Origin of the sequence: Paenibacillus sp. MSJ-34 (assembly GCF_018918005.1) — a bacterium.
GTDB lineage: Bacteria > Bacillota > Bacilli > Paenibacillales > Paenibacillaceae > MSJ-34.
Window position 1 is genome coordinate 12237 of record NZ_JAHLPR010000063.1, and the last position, 16415, is coordinate 28651.

The 16415-nt window shown below is 51.2% G+C and carries 15 protein-coding genes; 4 read left to right on the forward strand and 11 right to left on the reverse strand.

The features are described 5' to 3' along the window. The 5 genes from KQI79_RS24350 to KQI79_RS24370 all read right to left on the reverse strand — a co-directional run bounded on the left by KQI79_RS24350 (position 1) and on the right by KQI79_RS24370 (position 5613). Positions 1 to 978, reverse strand: coding sequence for an ABC transporter ATP-binding protein (locus KQI79_RS24350; protein WP_216540907.1), 978 nt, complete (start codon positions 976 to 978; stop codon positions 1 to 3). Next, entirely contained in the window at positions 975 to 1991 is a 1017-nt protein-coding gene (locus KQI79_RS24355; protein WP_216540908.1) for an ABC transporter ATP-binding protein, read from the reverse strand. The genes KQI79_RS24350 and KQI79_RS24355 overlap by 4 nt, the downstream gene beginning before the upstream one ends. A gap of 49 nt (positions 1992 to 2040) precedes the next feature. Then, positions 2041 to 2898, reverse strand: a complete 858-nt coding sequence (locus KQI79_RS24360; protein ID WP_216540909.1) for an ABC transporter permease — start codon at positions 2896 to 2898, stop codon at positions 2041 to 2043. Positions 2899 to 2900: 2 nt separating this feature from the next. Further along, positions 2901 to 3860: a nickel ABC transporter permease gene (gene nikB / locus KQI79_RS24365; RefSeq protein ID WP_216540910.1), complete on the reverse strand. Its 960-nt coding sequence runs from the start codon at positions 3858 to 3860 to the stop codon at positions 2901 to 2903. A gap of 133 nt (positions 3861 to 3993) precedes the next feature. Next, a complete protein-coding gene (locus KQI79_RS24370; protein WP_216540911.1) occupies positions 3994 to 5613 on the reverse strand; it encodes an ABC transporter substrate-binding protein in 1620 nt (539 codons plus the stop codon). Between the two features lie 263 nt (positions 5614 to 5876). On the opposite strand from KQI79_RS24370, the gene KQI79_RS24375 reads away from it, so the two are divergent. Beyond that, entirely contained in the window at positions 5877 to 6827 is a 951-nt protein-coding gene (locus KQI79_RS24375; protein WP_216540912.1) for an aminopeptidase, read from the forward strand. 408 nt (positions 6828 to 7235) lie between these two features. Beyond that, positions 7236 to 8582, forward strand: coding sequence for a copper amine oxidase N-terminal domain-containing protein (locus KQI79_RS24380; RefSeq protein WP_216540913.1), 1347 nt, complete (start codon positions 7236 to 7238; stop codon positions 8580 to 8582). A gap of 112 nt (positions 8583 to 8694) precedes the next feature. On the opposite strand, the gene KQI79_RS24385 is transcribed toward KQI79_RS24380, so the two are convergent. Together KQI79_RS24385 and KQI79_RS24390 are read right to left on the reverse strand one after the other, a co-directional pair. Further along, positions 8695 to 9714 carry a Gfo/Idh/MocA family protein gene (locus KQI79_RS24385; RefSeq protein ID WP_216540914.1) on the reverse strand — a complete coding sequence of 340 codons (1020 nt, stop codon included), beginning with the start codon at positions 9712 to 9714 and terminating at the stop codon, positions 8695 to 8697. 489 nt (positions 9715 to 10203) lie between these two features. Further along, positions 10204 to 11781 carry a PAS domain-containing sensor histidine kinase gene (locus KQI79_RS24390; protein ID WP_216540915.1) on the reverse strand — a complete coding sequence of 526 codons (1578 nt, stop codon included), beginning with the start codon at positions 11779 to 11781 and terminating at the stop codon, positions 10204 to 10206. Positions 11782 to 12553: 772 nt separating this feature from the next. Here KQI79_RS24390 and KQI79_RS24395 point away from each other — a divergent pair. Both KQI79_RS24395 and KQI79_RS24400 read left to right on the forward strand, forming a co-directional pair. Next, positions 12554 to 12718 (forward strand): hypothetical protein, encoded by a 165-nt coding sequence (locus tag KQI79_RS24395; RefSeq protein WP_216540916.1) that lies wholly within the window; start codon positions 12554 to 12556, stop codon positions 12716 to 12718. A 227-nt stretch (positions 12719 to 12945) separates the two neighbouring features. Then, a complete protein-coding gene (locus KQI79_RS24400) occupies positions 12946 to 13998 on the forward strand; it encodes a hypothetical protein (RefSeq protein ID WP_216540917.1) in 1053 nt (350 codons plus the stop codon). Positions 13999 to 14044: 46 nt separating this feature from the next. Here the strand turns inward: KQI79_RS24400 and KQI79_RS24405 are convergent, their stop codons facing one another. The 4 genes from KQI79_RS24405 to KQI79_RS24420 all read right to left on the reverse strand — a co-directional run bounded on the left by KQI79_RS24405 (position 14045) and on the right by KQI79_RS24420 (position 15968). Beyond that, positions 14045 to 14404 carry a Lin0512 family protein gene (locus tag KQI79_RS24405; protein ID WP_216540918.1) on the reverse strand — a complete coding sequence of 120 codons (360 nt, stop codon included), beginning with the start codon at positions 14402 to 14404 and terminating at the stop codon, positions 14045 to 14047. An 89-nt stretch (positions 14405 to 14493) separates the two neighbouring features. After that, a complete protein-coding gene (locus KQI79_RS24410) occupies positions 14494 to 14922 on the reverse strand; it encodes an EamA family transporter (RefSeq protein WP_216540919.1) in 429 nt (142 codons plus the stop codon). Positions 14923 to 15273: 351 nt separating this feature from the next. Next, on the reverse strand, positions 15274 to 15609 hold the full coding sequence (locus KQI79_RS24415) for a PH domain-containing protein (protein ID WP_216540920.1): 336 nt from the start codon (positions 15607 to 15609) through the stop codon (positions 15274 to 15276). A gap of 134 nt (positions 15610 to 15743) precedes the next feature. After that, positions 15744 to 15968, reverse strand: coding sequence for a topoisomerase DNA-binding C4 zinc finger domain-containing protein (locus KQI79_RS24420; RefSeq protein WP_216540921.1), 225 nt, complete (start codon positions 15966 to 15968; stop codon positions 15744 to 15746). Positions 15969 to 16415: the final 447 nt, after the last annotated feature.

A 16415-nucleotide genomic window follows, 5' to 3' on the forward strand; every position in this document is an offset into this window, starting at 1 on the left:
CTAGATTTGATCCGCTAGATGGCAAGCAACCGCATGTCCCTTTTGGTCTGCGACGAGTTCCGGGTACGATTGGCCGCATGCTTCGACGGCGAACGGGCACCGTTTATGGAAGTGGCACCCTGCCGGCGGGTTCATCGGACTCGGAACGTCTCCGGACAAGAGAATCCGCTCTTTCTCCAGAAACGGATTTTCCTTCGGCACCGCGGACAACAACGCACGGGTATACGGATGACGGGGATTGTTATAGATATCCTCGAACGTGCCCATCTCCACCACTTTCCCCAAGTACATCACGACAATGCGATCGCTGATATATTTCACCACGTTCAAATCGTGAGAAATAAAAATATACGTTAACCCGAACCGGCTCTGCAGATCCTTGAGCAGGTTGATCACCTGGGCTTGGATGGAAACGTCGAGCGCGGAGACAGGCTCGTCGCAGATGACGAGGTCGGGATTGAGTGCCAGCGCCCGCGCGATATTAATTCGTTGCCGCTGGCCGCCGCTGAACTCGTGGGGATAACGCTGCGCCTGATAGGCGCTGAGCCCGACGACTTCGAGCAACTCCCGCACTTTGGCCAGACGCTCCTGTCTCGTCCCGACGTTATGGATGACCAGCGGTTCCATAATGAGCTGCTCGACCGTTTTCCGCGGATCCAGCGAGGCGTACGGATTTTGAAACACCATTTGAATATGTTTGCGCTCCTGTTTCAATTCCTGGCCGGACAGGCCTGACAAATCCTTGCCCTTGAACAGGACGGAGCCGGAAGTGGGCTTGACCAGTTGCGTCACAAGGCGCGCCATCGTCGATTTGCCGCAGCCGGATTCGCCGACGATCCCCAGTGTTTCTCCCTTGAACACGTCGAAGCTCACATCGTCCACCGCTTTGACAAAACGCGAAGGTTTCGAGAACAAAATGCCGTCCTTGACCGGATAATGCTTCTTCAACGCGCGAACTTGCAATATCGGTTCGCTCATTCCCGCTCACTTCCTTTCCTCGCCAATCTCTCCGTCGCCGTTTGGAAATGGCAGGCCACTTTATGCCCCGGTTCCACCTCGATCAGCTTCGGTTTCTCCAGGGAACATTTCTCCTGCGCATACGGGCACCGGTCGGCGAAATGACAGCCTCGAATTTCCTTCCGCAAATCCGGAGGATTCCCCGGAATGGACGGCAACCGCTCGGAGCGGTTCGAATCCGCTTTGATCTGGGAATCGAGCAGCCCCCATGTATACGGATGAAGGGGCTTCTCGTACAGTTGCCCGGCCGAAGCGTATTCCACCGTGTTGCCGGCGTACATGACGAGCACCTTCTGGCAATTCTCCCATACGACCCCCAAATCATGCGTAATCATAATAATCGAGGTCTTCGTTTTCTCCTGCAAATCTTTCATCAATTGTAAAATTTGCGCCTGTACGGTGACGTCGAGCGCCGTGGTCGGTTCGTCGGCGATCAGCAGCTTCGGATTGCAAGCAAGCGCGATCGCGATCATGACACGCTGGCGCATCCCTCCTGAAAACTCATGCGGATATTGCTTCAGCCTGCGCTCGGGCTCCGGAATGCCCACCAGACGCAACATTTCGACGGCGCGTTCTTTCGCCGCTTTTTTGTCCAGCTTCTGGTGCAGGCGTATCACTTCCATGATTTGATCGCCCACCGTAAAGACCGGATTCAGCGACGTCATCGGATCCTGGAAGATCATCGATATTTCATTGCCGCGAATATTGCGCATTTGGGCATTGGACAGCCGGGTTAAATCTTTGGATTCGAACCGGATGCTTCCGTTTGCCAGCTTCCCGTGCGGGGCGGCTAACAGTCCCATGATGGCCGTTGCCGTTACGCTCTTGCCGGAGCCGGATTCGCCGACGATGCCGATCGTCTCGCCCCGCTCCAGCTCAAAGCTAACCCCGTTCACCGCTTTTACGATTCCGGACGACGTATGGAAATGAACCTCCAAATTTTGAACGTCCAGCAATTTTTGTTGTTCCGACATCGTGTTTCCTCCCCTCGTCTTAAGCATCAGTTGCCTTTCTGTGTTACAACTACACTTTCATCTTCGGATCGAGCGCATCCCGGAGCCCGTCCCCGAACAGATTGAATCCGAGCACGGACAACAGAATGGCAAGCCCCGAATAAGTAGCCATGTGAGGGGATAGAACCAGGAAGTCTTTACCATCCTTCAATATGCTCCCCCAGGACGCCGTCGGCGGCTGCACCCCGAGTCCGAGAAAGCTGAGCGCCGCCTCGGAAATAATGGCGCCCGCAATATTCATCGTCGCATAAACGATGATCGGGGCGAGACAGTTTGGCAAAATATGCGAAAAGATGATGCGGGAATCGCCCGCCCCGAGCGAACGCGTCACCTCGATATATTCTTCTTCCTTGACGGAAAGGACTTGTCCTCTCACAATTCTCGCGAATCCGGGAACGTTGGCGATTCCGATCGCCAGAATGACGTTGAACAGGCCTGCGCCGAGCACCGTCATCAGGACGATAGCCAGCAGAATGAACGGAAACGCGAACAAACCGTCCATAATCCGCATAATCACCGCGTCGACCTTCCCGCCATAATAACCCGAGACCAGTCCGAGCAGCGTGCCGATGATCCCGCCCAAGCCGACCGCGAATAAGCCTACGATCAGCGATACTCTGGCGCCGTATACGATTCGGCTGAACAGATCGCGGCCGTAGTTGTCCGTTCCGAGCAGATGCCCGTCCGTTCCCGGCGTCAGCAGCGAGGCGGTCAAATCCATTTTATCCGGCGGGTGCGTTGCGATAAGCGGAGCGAAGAGGGCCAGCACCGAAAGAATGACAATGAGCAATAATCCGATAACCGCCAGTTTGTTGCGAAGCAATCTTAACATTACGCTGTTCTCGCCCCATTTGAATTTGCCGGCCATATTTATTCGCCCCCTTTCTTATCCATATTGACTCGCGGATTTACGACTTGATACAAGATGTCCACCACTAAATTGACAAGTACGAAAATAAGGGCGATGAACAATACCGTTCCTTGCACAACCACGAAATCCCGTTTGTCGATCGCATCGACGACAAGCCGGCCCATGCCGGGCCAACTGAAAATCGTCTCCGTCAAGACCGCGCCCCCGAGCATCATCGATATTTGCATTCCGATTACGGTAAGCAGCGGGGTAAGCGCATTTTTCAGAGCGTGCTTCCAAACGACGATCGATTCGCGCAGCCCTTTCGCCCGGGCCGTCTTAATGTAATCCTGCTTGATGACTTCCAGCATGCTCGAACGGGTGATCCGCGCGAAGGTCGCCATCGAAACGGTCGATAACGCAAAGCTTGGCAGCACCAGATGCTTCAGGAACGTGCCGAATCCGTCCGCGAGCGAACCCATGCCGGTTGCGGGAAACCAACCGAGCTCGACGCTGAAGAATAGGACCAGCATGACCCCGAGCCAGAATATCGGCATCGATACCCCGATCAGCGCCAAAATCATCAGCGCATAGTCAAGGAAGGAATACTGGCGCGTTGCCGACACGATTCCTGCGGGAATGCCGATGACGAGCGCGATGAGCAAGGCGCATACGGAAAGAAGCAGCGTATTCGGAAAGCGCTCCATAATAATCGACAACACAGGCTGATTGTAGCTAAGCGACGTTCCCAGATCTCCGCGGACCAAATCGCCCAAGTAATTCAAATATTGCATAATAATCGGTTCGTTCAGACCGAGCTTATCCCGCAGCTTGGCGATATCCTCGACGGAAGCCTGGGGTCCGAGCATCACCGCGGCCGGATCGCCGGGAATCAATCGCGTGATGATAAACACGATCGTCGCGACGACCAGCAAGGTGGGAATCATGTTGATAAGTCTCTTTACGATTAATTTCAGCAATAGAAAATCTCCCCCCGTTTCATTTGAGAAAAACCGAAATCAAAAACTTTCCAAATGAAAAAAAGTCCCCAAAAGATGACTTTTGGAACATCCTCTACAGGGACTTTTTCGCTTTGAACCGGCGGGATTCGTCTTACTTATCCAACCAGACGTTATTATAAGGATTTGTTAAAATAATCGAGTTGTCGGGCTTCACGGCAAAGCCTTTGACGTTCTTGTTGTTGGCCCATGCGATTTCGATATCGGAAAGCTCGATCCGCGGAATGTCTTTCAGGATGAGTTCCAAAGCGTCGCGGTAAATGCCTTTGCGCGTTTCTTGATCGATCGATTCGGTGGCGGCCCGCGTCAGCAGTTCGTCAACCTGCGGATTGTTGTATCCGTATCCGTTGCCCAAAGAGCCGATTTGTTTCGAATGGAACATTTGGTACAGGAACGTATCCGGATCCGGGTACCAGGTCCATCCTGCGATGAAGAGCGGCGCTTTTCCTTTGGATACGGTATCGCTGAACGTACCCCATTCCACCGTTTTAATGTCGACATCGACATTCAAATTTTCTTTCATTTGCGTTGCGAAAATCGTTGCTTCCGGCACTCTCGCTTCTCCGACGTAAATTTCCGTTTTAAATCCGTTCGAATATCCCGCTTCGGCCAGCAATTGCTTCGCTTTTTCCGGGTCGTACTTCGGCGCCAGGCTTTCCAGCTCCGCGTCGTATCCCCAGGACGCTCTAGGAAGCGGCAGATAGGAAGGTTTCGCCCCGCCCCATTGGTAAACGCCTTTCGTTAACGCGTCCACATCCGTCGCAAGCGCGAGCGCTTCGCGGACCTTGATGTCCTTTGTCGGCCCGTCCGCCATATTCATGCCGAGATAGGATATGGATACCCCGGAAATGCTGTTTAACGTCAATTTGTTGTCTTTTTCCACCAATACGCGGTTTTGGCCTTTCACGTCGGTCGCGATGTCGATATCGCCCGAACGAATCGCGTTCGTCATCATATTGCCGTCCGTGATCGACTTGAATACGGCGCCGTCGAGATGCGGCTTGTCCCCCCAATATTTATCGCTGCGGGCCAATTTGACGTAATCGTCCTGTTTCCATTCTTCAAATTTGAAAGGACCGGTTCCGACCACATGCACGCCGAATTGATCGCCCCAGCCTTCCACTTCTTCCTTCGGCACGACGCCGTTGCCCGGATCTGTCAGAAACGCCAGCAATGCCGCATTCGGCTCGACCAGGTGGATCGCCACTTCATTGTCGCTGACGACTTCCACTTTCTCCACGCCGCGCAAGCGGTTCAAGGACGATTCTTTCGCCGAGCGCTCCAGGCTGTATTTCACGTCTTCCGCGGTCATTTTGCGTCCGTCCTGAAATTTGCCCGGTTGGAAATATACTTCGTCTCTTAGCGTAAATGTGTAAACTTTCATATCGTCGGAAATTTTCCATTCGGTGGCCAGCGCCGGCACGATTTCCGACAAATCGTTGTTATAGGTCACAAGCGTGTCGACAATGCTCCGCAATATATTCGACTCGTAAACGCTCGTATAGGAAATCGGGTCCAACGTCTTCGGCACGCTATTAAGCGCAATGTTGACCACGCCTCCGTCTTTCGGCGTTCCGGTCTCCGCCGCTTCCCCTTCCTGATTCGTGTCTCCCGGCTGATTGCTTCCATTCGCGCCGGAACCGCCGCAAGCCGAGATGACCATCATCATCGCCAGCAGCAGTGTAAGCAATTTCAAACTGCCCTTTGCTTTCATGAAACCGTCCCCTTTCATTATGTTTCACATATCGAAACACACGATCACAATGTGAAAACTTGTTGATCAGTATAGCAAAGCCTTATAAATGTGTAAATAGTCTGAAAATAAAAAAAAATGTTCACCGTTATCGAAAAAAATGATTGCAGAAGTTCGAAAAAAAGCGGTAAAATGAAATTTAATACACTTTAGCGAAATGCAGCAATGAAACGCTGAAAATATGGCGGGGAAGGAATCGCCGGATTTAGAAAGGACTTTGCGACATGGAAGAAACCTACTTGCAGACGGCACGCAAACTATTAATCGATTGTTTGGGACTGCGGGCATCGGAAACGCTCATCATCGTTACCGATCCTCCGAAAAGGGATATTGCGGAAATCGTGCATGAGGCCGGGCTTTCCTTCGGCGCGGAGTCGGCGCTGATGCTGATGAAGGAACGGAGCAAATCCGGAGAGGAGCCGCCTAAACAGGTGGCGGAAGCGATGAAAAAGGCGGATGTATGCCTATGCATTACGAAGCATTCGTTGACGCATACGAAAGCGCGCAAGGAGGCGGCCGCGGCAGGCGTTCGTTTGGCGACCATGCCCGGTGTGACTTGGGATATGTTTACGGAAGGAGCGGTTACGGCCGATTACGTGCAGGTGAAGGCGTTGACGGAGCGTGTAACGGCTATTTTGACGCAGGGCAAGCATGTCCGCATCGTCAAGGACGGCAAAACGCTCGAATTCTCGATCGAAAACCGCAACGGCGTGCCGAGCACCGGCATGTACCTATATCCGGGAGAATCGGGGAATTTGCCTTCCGGCGAGGCCTACATCGCGCCCGTGGAAGGCACCGCAAGCGGGGAAATCGTCGCGGATGGGTCGGCGGCGGGCATCGGGAAGCTGGACAGTCCCCTGCTGCTGACGGTAGACCAAGGGCGCTTGACCGATGCGAGCGGCGCGGAGGCGGAACGATTGCTCCGGATGTTGGGCGACGGAGACGGCCGGCTGCTCGGCGAATTCGGCATCGGGACGAACGATAAAGCGCGCATTACAGGCATCGTACTCGAAGACGAGAAAGCGTTCGGCACGATCCATGTCGCGTTCGGGAGCAATGCGACGTTCGGCGGCACCGTCGAGGCGGGCGTGCATATCGATTTGGTCGTGAAGGAGCCCGACGTTTATATCGACGACGCATTGCTGATGCGGCAAGGCAAGCTTGTAGGCGTCTAATCGATGGGAGACGGCAAGCGTCGGTTGCATTGCGCATTTCGCGCGTTTCAAGCCGGAGCGGCCTGGCATTTTTCGGCCTTCTGTCGAAATCCCCCTCGTTCAGAAGGCCGATTTCTTGCGACCGGAAAGCGATACATAGTCGCATTCTTGCTAACTGACGGAGAGGGATATTGACAGAAGGGAGCGTAAGAAGACGTATGGCCGCGAGTTGAAGAACTCGATCGCTTCATAGAACTTGAAGGTCATCGGCAATGGGCAAAAAGCTGCTCCTTTCGTCGCAATCCTAATAGGCGGAAAGATTCATTTTGCCGGAAAACGGCCTGCCGGCGCGGCAATTTGCGAAACGTCCGCCTTCCACATGCGTAACTCTACATTGTAACCATTATATGTATATGTAGGAGGACGTGTATGGTCAAAGGAACACTGCAACGAAAATTATGGGGGAGCTTCTTCTCAGCCGCAATCCTTGCGAGCGCCATTCTAATGCCATCGGCCGCTTCGGCTGCGGACGCCAAATTCGTGGAATCGATCTGGAACCGGTACAGCGCTATCGAGCAGACGGAAGACAAGCTGTACCAAGAAACGCTCCAATATCGGACGACGGAATTTGAAGCGTTGCGGAAAGCGGCGGTCGACCAGCAGAAGGAATTGGAACGAATCGTCGCCGAAGATCAAGCCTACCTTGAGAAATTATACGGGGACGATATTCGGCAATTGGAGGATGCGCACGGAGACGATCGGAAATACGTAAGCGATCTGCAGAAGTACAAACATCAAAGCGACCCGAGCTATTCCCTCGGTGCGATGTGGGAATACTATAAGGCGGCCGATAAAGCATACTCCTTAAGCGCGCATTGGAAGTTCGACAAAGCGATTTCGCCTTCTTATTCCACAAGCGTCATGTGGAAATACGGCAAAGCGGTTGACCCGAGTTATTCCACGAGTACGATGTGGAAATACCGCAATACGGTCAATCCGAATTATTCGACAAGCTTAATGTGGAAATTGAACAATGAAGCGGACAAGAGCTATAGCCTCGGCACCATGTGGCGTTACGTCCAAGGTAAAATATCGAAAACCGCCGCCCAGAAGGAAATGGACAAAACGTTCGCGAAAGCCCAATCCGACCTGGAACAATTCCGTGCCGACACGAAACGCACGCTTGACAATGTCCGCGACGATTCGGTACGCCAATTGAACGAAATTCGCGACAATATGATTGCCACGATTCTGGAGAAGCGCAGCGCGGCGATTAAGAAGCTGAACGATATAAGACAATCGTCGTTTGGCGGCGAGATAACCGTCCGCCCGCTCGAGCTGAAATTCCCGCCGCTTGCTGTCAATGTCGCGCCGCCTAGCGAAATTCAAGTCCTGCCGCCGTCCGGCAAAACCGCGCCAACCGGCGAGATTCAAGTGTATATCGACGGCGAGCTGCAATCGTTCGAACAGCCGCCCGTCAATATCGGCGGCAATACGCTCGTTCCGATGCGGGCGATCTTCGAAAGACTGGGTGCCGACATCAAGTGGAACTCCGTTTCCCAATCGGTAACAGCGATGAAAGACGGCACGAAAATGACGCTTACGCTAAACAGCAAAAAAGCAATCGTCGGCGATGAGGAAATCGCTTTGTCCGTTCCGGCCCAGTTGGTTCGCCAGACAACGATGGTGCCGCTAAGATTCGTCAGCGAAGCGCTGGGGGCGGATGTGAAATGGGACGCAGCGGCGATGACGATCACGATTCAAACGCAAAATTAACCGAGAAATTAATCGAACCGTCAGGATCATCCTGACGGTTCTTATGATTCGCGAGAGTTGCCCCAGCACGACCTTACTCCGGCACAGCCGGCGCGATAACGCGCGGGCTTGCTTATAGTCTTACTATTTTGCCGCTCTCCTGGGATTCGAAAGCCGCCAAGATGACTTTGAGCGAACGCATTCCTTCCTCGCCGGAAACCGGCGACGCGGATTTCGTTACGATGCTTTCGACGAACGCGTCGATCACGCCGCTGGACGTCTGTTCTTCATTCGTCGCAATGGCGCCGACTTTATATTTTTCAACGCTGCCGTTGCGCAATTCGACAATGACTTGATCCTCCGGATCGGTACCGATCTTCATAACTCCATGTTCGCACCATAACACCGTACTGTTGTCCTCGCCTCTATAATAAGTCCAACTGGCCACGAGCGTGCCGATCGCCCCGCTTCTCATGCGCAGCACGCATGTCGCGTTGTCGTCGATATCGGTGTCGGCTTTGTCCAACGTGCCGATCATCGCCGCGACTTCCGCCACTTCATCCTCCAGCAGCCATCGGATCAGATCCGATTTATGCACGCCCAGATCGCCCATGGCGCCCATAATCGCTTCCCGCTTGCGGAAAAACCAGCTCTCGCGCCCGTCCGCGCTCCAACTCTCCGGTCCGGGATGTCCGAACGATGTGCGGAATGTCAACACTTTGCCGAGTACGCCCGATTTCAATATTTCTTTCGCCTTTACATGCGGCGGCATGTACCGCTGATTATGCCCAACCATCAGCAATACGCCGGTGCGACGGGCGGCTTCGATCATCGCTTCGCATTCTGCTTCCGAAGCGGCCATCGGCTTCTCGACGAGGACGTGCGCGCCGGCTTTCGCGGCGGCGATCGCAGCCGGAGCATGCACAAAGTTCGGCGTGCAGACGCTGACGGCGTCCGGTTTTTCCTTATTCAGCATCTCTTCGTAATCGGAATAAGCCTTTCCTCCATGCAATTGCGCGAATTGTTCGGCCCGTTCGATCACCGGATCGCAGAAGGCGACCAGTTTCACATGCGGGTTGGCCGCATATTCCGGAATATGCCGGTGCTTGGAAATTGAGCCGCATCCGATCACGGCCACTTTGATTTGATCCATCGTATCGCTCTCCTCTCCTTTATTACTGTATTCTATTGTAAACGCTTGTTGCGGATAAAATCCATGAACTATCTTATTGAGACCTGTCCGATATTGCTAGAATTGGAGGGAACAAAATATAAAAAGCAAGCGCCCGCCGGCATCCAATTACAATGGTTGACAGGCCGCATGCGGAACAATCTTGCTTTTTTGCTTATGCTGTATTACGCTTGAATAACGGATCGCCGCACGAAAAGGCATCCATGCCGAAGGGAAGAACTCTTCGAATCTTATTAAGCAATCGGGAGGAATTTACGATGAGCAAAACGCGCAGAGCCCGGCTGAAAGCCGAGCGCGCCGGAAGGTTGAATCCGGAAACAAGCAGGATCCGATGGACTCGCAAGCCGCAAACGCAGATCGTCAATAACAAAAAAGCGGAACAGCGCCGTACGTTATGCCGAAGAGGAGGCATAGACGACGGCGCTGTTTGCGTATTGACGAATCCGCGAGTTACCCATGCGCCGGGGGCAGCACAATATCTACGGTCGTTCCCCGGTTTAATTTGCTGCTGAACGAAATCGTTCCGCCGTGGGCCTCGATAATGCGGCAGCTTACAACCAGTCCTAGCCCCGTCCCGCTTTCCTTCGTTGTAAAGAACGGTTCCCCAAGACGCCCGATTCTTTCCTCGTCGATGCCCGGTCCCTGATCGACGATACGTATATGAACTTGGTTGAGACGTCCTTTACGAATATGAACCGTAACCGTCCCCCCGTTGTCCATCGCTTCGATCGCATTTTTCAACAAGTTGATGAATACTTGCTTGAACTGATTCTCGTCGCATTCGACGAGCGGAATGCCTTTCTTCACGTCCATAACGATTTGCACATTGTTCAGTATCGCTTGAAGCTCCACCAGCATGACGACGCTATGAATCACATCGGGAATATATCTCGGCTCGAATTTGACGGCTTGCGGTTTGGCAATCGTCATAAATTCGTTGACAATAAAGTTGATTCGGTCCAGCTCGGTTAACATGATGCTGTAGAAATCCTGGTCTTGATTATGCTTCGACTTGAGCAATTGCGTAAACCCTTTGAGCGAAGTCAGCGGATTACGGATTTCATGCGCGACCCCCGCAGCCAACTGGCCGATGACCGATAGCTTCTCCGACCGCCGTATCAACTCCTCCGTTCGTTTGCGTTCGGTCAAATCCTGAAACACGCTCTGCACGACGGGGGATCCCATGTCCTTATATATGTAAATAGCAGACGCTTCGACATCGATCGTTCTACCGTCCAACCGATTTAATTTGATTTCGCGGAAACTCAGATGATCGTCCGTTAGAACGACCGACTCCAACCGTTTCTTCTCCTCTGCATAATAATCGGGATGGATGAATGTATAGACCGATTGACCGATCATGTCGGTCTTCTTCTCCGCGCCTAGCAATTTCACGGCCGCATCGTTGGCGTCGACAATCAGGTCGTTGCGATGCAGAATGATCGGCACGGGCGAAAGCTTTAACAGCCGTTGATAACGATATTCGCTTTCGATCGCCTTTTTCCGGTCCGTAATGTCCCTGCATAGTAACTGTACCGCAGGCTCGCCGCGATATCGTATCGGGACCGCCATCGCCTCGATCGTAATGAGTTGGCCGTAAGCGGTGGAAATATTCATTTCTACCGTTCCTTCGATTGGAATTTTGTTCTCATCAAACAACGACGCAGAGGCATGCGCGAAAAAATATTCCCCGATCGACTTGCCGTACAATTCGTTCGGATCTGCGACACCGATGAGCTCGGCTCCCGCAGGATTGACATAAACGATGGTACGGTCGCTATACACCACAATCGGCTCAGGCGACAGTTCAACCAATTGCCGATACCGCTCTTCGCTCTCGCGGACCCGTATTATGTCGCCCAGTTCATCCTCCGGCCCGTTTTTTTCATTTTGAAATGCAATTTCGGCAATATCATGGTCGACTCCGGCAACGGCAACCTTTTTTTCGCGGCAATCATCCCTCGGAGCATTGGATGTACCGGTTTTTTCGGAATTTTTATACAAATTAGCCTTTGTCCGTTTTGTCACCTTCCATCACCTTTTCATTCCCGAATATCGTTACAACAACATATATTTCTACAACGATACATTTTTTCCTTCAAACTTTCGTCCCATTTTTGAATATAATTACGTACTTGGTTATTTTTTTCTATTTTTGGAACCGATTCTCCCTTTCACTTTCCCCGATTTCTCATCCACTTCGATAATATATAAATCTTTGAACGTTCCCCGTAATTCGAACATTTTCCGTACCGCTTCCTCTTTTGTCATAGGGCCGAGAAGCTTTTTCCCCTTGTAACAAATATAGAACTGCACTTTAAATATACTTCCTTATTAGGATACGTTTCATAAAACATATCAAATAAAGAACAAAAAGTACAATATATTACATTGTTTAACATCTTTCAACATCACGGTTTTGCCGCAAAATGAAGAACGATGCCGAATTCATGCCAATTCTGTTCTTGCTGCGAATAACAGGATTGTACTTGCGCCAATTATTCGATACAGCGAAAACTTGCCCTCACTTTTCTACCACTCTTTCATAAAATGTATTAAATTAATAGAAAGAGGTGATTCCTGTGGCACATCGCAAAAGAAAAGCAATCACGATTGTTCTTCATCCAGGCCAAAAAGTCAAAGTCATCTGCAGACGTCGGAGAAAACACCACTGTGGCTGATCGTTCGCCGGAACGGAGAAGGAGTCGCTCCTTCTCCCTACGCCTCCTTCAACTGTAACTGCAATGTATGAATTTCTCTGTCCCATAACAAACTAGTCGAAAAGGGCAGGAGGCAAAAGATGAAACCATCGGTGAAGAAAGAGCTGTACTCACATGTAAAGGAATCTACGGAAGTGGTTCCGCAATCCGGCAAGGCAAACAACGCGCAACCGGAAAACGACGACCGCGCAAAAACACACGCTGAAAAGCTTCGTTACGAGAATGCGGACAAAATTTACGAGTAAGGAACTTGCTGGACGCCGGCTTGCGTTGATCGAAACGCCAAGTCGGCGTCTGTTTTTGCGCGTTGTTCGGACGGCTTTTCAATCAAATATTTATAAAAAATGCAATAGAGTGAAGGAGAATTGGGACAAGATTTGGTATAATCAAGTTATAAGAAAGTAAACAGAGGAAATGGAAATTATTTCGTTGAATTGAAATAGAGCGTTCGAAACAGGAAGGATGGGAATCGGTGAATCCGATCAAAAAATTAAAATTAAAAGCTCAATTGCGCAACTGCGACTATGCGCTTGCAGGAACGGTTATTAAACAGCAATATTACGATACGACGAAAAATATCGAAATCAATCGGCTGATCGACCAATTTATGGCGAATCCCGGTTTTGAAACGGCTTTGAAACTGATCGAATTTAACGACATGATGGTGTTTTATTTCACGGAGAGCTGCGAAGGCGGATTGTATGTCAGAAAAACGATGCAGCAATCGGACAAAATCACGGAAGCCGAAGCCGGCGAAGCTGCTGCGGATCAATCCGATACCGTCCGGGATGGCGGAAGTGAGGGACCCGAATCCGAAATCGCTTCGGTTGCATCCGTTCCGCCTGCATCGCAATCCGGTTCCGCTCCAACATCGGAGACAAAATCAAGCGAGAAAAAAGAAGCTGTTGCCAAAAAATCGGCAAAACAAGATTTGCTTCGCAAAATCGACCAAAGAAGAAACGGCGCGGCGGCAAACTTGGAAGAGGATCAGGCCGAGAGCGAAGTGTCGGCGACGGCAGAGGCGGCGAGCGCTTCGGCCAAGCCTGCTCAGGCCAAGCCGCAGCCGGCGGCAACCGATGAGGTTGCCGAAGCTACGCAAGCCGCGGCCAAGCCGAACAACGCGAAGCAGGCCCGTTCGGCCGCTGCTGTGGCCCCCGCTTCGCGGCCGACGGCGGCGCGCTCATCCGCAGCGCAGCAAGCCGCCGATGCGCGTCCAGGCGGGACTGCTGCGCAGAAGCCGGCCGCACAGCAGCCGGATGCTCAGCCGGCCGCGGCGCGCTCATCCAATGCGGACAAGCCTGGCGCTGCAAAATCCGTGATCACCAAGCAGCGCAGGCTATACCCTAACGTGATCGCCACGTTGCAGCTCGATATCCATACGATGAGCAAGCAATTGGACGAATATAAGCGCGAACTGAAAAGGAATCCGGCCAACGACAAACAATTGAAAGCGTGGATCAAAGCGCTGGAGGACGCGATTCGCGAATTCCATCTCGCCATCGATCTGCTGGAGGACGGCCGTTAATGCGATCGGCGAACGGCCTTCGCTTCTAGCTTGCAGCTTCTAGCTTCTAACAGCCCACTTCTACCGACGCGTTCACGATATAGATCAAATCGTTGACATCTTCCTTGTCCGGCAGTATGATGCCGCTTGTCGTAAGCATGCCGCCGTCCATTACTTCAACGTTCACCCGGCCGTAAGGAAGTACCGCCTTCACTTGCTCGATATCCAATTTATCCTTGTCGCAAGGAACGGCCAGTTTCACGTTGACAATCATATTGTCCAGGCTGTTGCCTGGCAGAAACGAACGAAGTCCAGGCATCGAATTATGGCGAATCGCATTTTGCACGGCTCTGACCGCGGCTTTGGTTACATTTTGGCCGTGCAGATCGGTCCCCATGCCCAATTCGATAAAAAACAATTTTTCCATGTTCTCTTCATCCCTTTGTCCCAATAATAATATGTAAATTTACTATACCTTGTTCCTCCGCTCCCCTCAAGCTCGAGCGCAGAACTCGATCATTTGACGGCGACCAGCAGCGCCCCGGCGGCAATAAGAAATACGCCGATTGCGTTGATCAGCGATATTTTCTCCCCTAAGAAAATAACGGCCAGAATGACGGCGATCACGACGCTCAATTTATCGATCGGGCCGACTTGGGAAACCTTCCCGTACTTTAACGCCAAAAAGTAGAACAACCATGATAGCGCTCCGGCCAACCCGCTGGCGATAATAAAGGTGAGCGCCTTTTTATTGGCCAGAATTGTGCTCACCTGACTTATCTTTCCCTCAAACACGACCACCAACACCAAAAACAATGCCATAATGACCGCTCGAACGGCCGTTGCCGTATTCGCGTCGATGCCGCTTAACCCGATCTTGCCGAAAATCGCCACCAAAGCAGCCATGACCGCCGATAATAGCGCAAAAATCAACCACATGCTCAATGTTTTCATCACTCCTAGCAGGATTCCGTTTTCGTTCAACCTAACTATACTGCGTTCACCCGATCCGCTCAAGCGACAAGCTCCAATAACGAAAGCCCGGATCATCGACCGGGCTTGAAGTCTTTAGGCCATGTTGTATTGTATACAACATAAAAGGGGCCATTATAGGAAAACAGCTAGTTATGTTGTAGAACGTACAACATATGCGCAACACAAGGTCAAATATCGTGCGAATTGACTTAAAATGTTGTATATTTTGCAGCATAAACGTGAGCGCTTCAAGGAAACGGAGTGGAATGTTGTACGTTATACAACATCGGCCAAAGCGCTGTCACTCTATGTCGTACAGGTTTACGAGATTCGCTCCAAGATCATCTGCTGAATGATCACGCTTCTATTTCTATTGATCGCTTCAATAAGGACCTTATTATGATTGGTTTCAATTCGCATGCTACCTTTCTGGGAATCGACGGAAATAAAATTAATTTCCCGGTACGGCAACTGCTTCAATTCATATGTAGTCATCATTTGGCATGCACTATAAACCCGCTTATCGGTCACGACCAGAACCCCCGGGCCCCGATCCAAGTTGACCGGCTCCACATGCAGAACCTGTTCATCCGGTTTAAGAAAGCGTTCCGCCTCTATTAACGAACCTTGATTAAAAAATTTAGTCATTCCGTTCATATGAGCAGTCGCTCTCCTAAAGTCGAGTCTCATTTCGACACCTCCCAAATCCTAATTCGACATTAGGAAATAAATTCCTGCCGGTGCTTTTGCTCATCTATAATTTCAACGGGTTCCTTTATTCAAAATGCCCGCTACACGTTCTTTGTAAATCTACACTTTGGATAACCGCTGCAGCCTATGAATGCACCGTTTTTTCCGCGCCGCTGAACTAATGGACTGCTGCATTTCGGACAAACGCCGGAAGTAACTTTTCTCTTATCTTCTTGAATCGCAACTTGAATATCTTTAACATGTTTCCTTCTCTCTTCCTTCTTATAAACGGACTTTGCCGCCAACTCGTCATGTACCTGTTTCATTTGCTCCCCAGTCAACAACGTTGTCTTATATTTATGTATTGTAGAGATTAATTTACTTTTTCTTCTGTTATAGTTCGACTTTATGCGACTTTTTCCTTTTTAACAGAACTTTTGTCCCCAATCCGTCCCCAATCGAATTGAGAGAGCGCCTCGTCCCAACGGCGTACGCCACTTCATCGAAATAAGAAAAACCGCTGGAGACAATCGCTCTCCGGCGGTTCAAAATAACGCCAGAATTTGCCGCTCATCGAATAAACGCTGCGGAAAAATTGGCAAAGATCCTCCGTCAAATAAGAAAAACGCCTGACGGCGTCCTTTAAGTTCGTGCATCTCCGTTCATACGTACCAAAGTAAGCTGGGGTATGGGGATCTTCTTCCCCTGTCCCCAGTCTACTTTTTCACATCATTTATCCTGTATTCATAGCCATGAACTCCTTTGTAATAATC

Excerpts from the sequence above, each read along its gene's own strand:
- KQI79_RS24350 (WP_216540907.1), bottom strand. The coding sequence starts at position 978 with ATGAGCGAACCGATATTGCAAGTTCGCGCGTTGAAGAAGCATTATCCG.
- KQI79_RS24355 (WP_216540908.1), bottom strand. The coding sequence starts at position 1,991 with ATGTCGGAACAACAAAAATTGCTGGACGTTCAAAATTTGGAGGTTCAT.
- KQI79_RS24360 (WP_216540909.1), bottom strand. The coding sequence starts at position 2,898 with ATGGCCGGCAAATTCAAATGGGGCGAGAACAGCGTAATGTTAAGATTG.
- KQI79_RS24370 (WP_216540911.1), bottom strand. The coding sequence starts at position 5,613 with ATGAAAGCAAAGGGCAGTTTGAAATTGCTTACACTGCTGCTGGCGATG.
- KQI79_RS24375 (WP_216540912.1), top strand. The coding sequence starts at position 5,877 with ATGGAAGAAACCTACTTGCAGACGGCACGCAAACTATTAATCGATTGT.
- KQI79_RS24380 (WP_216540913.1), top strand. The coding sequence starts at position 7,236 with ATGGTCAAAGGAACACTGCAACGAAAATTATGGGGGAGCTTCTTCTCA.
- KQI79_RS24385 (WP_216540914.1), bottom strand. The coding sequence starts at position 9,714 with ATGGATCAAATCAAAGTGGCCGTGATCGGATGCGGCTCAATTTCCAAG.
- KQI79_RS24395 (WP_216540916.1), top strand. The coding sequence starts at position 12,554 with ATGAAACCATCGGTGAAGAAAGAGCTGTACTCACATGTAAAGGAATCT.
- KQI79_RS24405 (WP_216540918.1), bottom strand. The coding sequence starts at position 14,404 with ATGGAAAAATTGTTTTTTATCGAATTGGGCATGGGGACCGATCTGCAC.
- KQI79_RS24415 (WP_216540920.1), bottom strand. The coding sequence starts at position 15,609 with ATGAACGGAATGACTAAATTTTTTAATCAAGGTTCGTTAATAGAGGCG.
- KQI79_RS24420 (WP_216540921.1), bottom strand. The coding sequence starts at position 15,968 with ATGAAACAGGTACATGACGAGTTGGCGGCAAAGTCCGTTTATAAGAAG.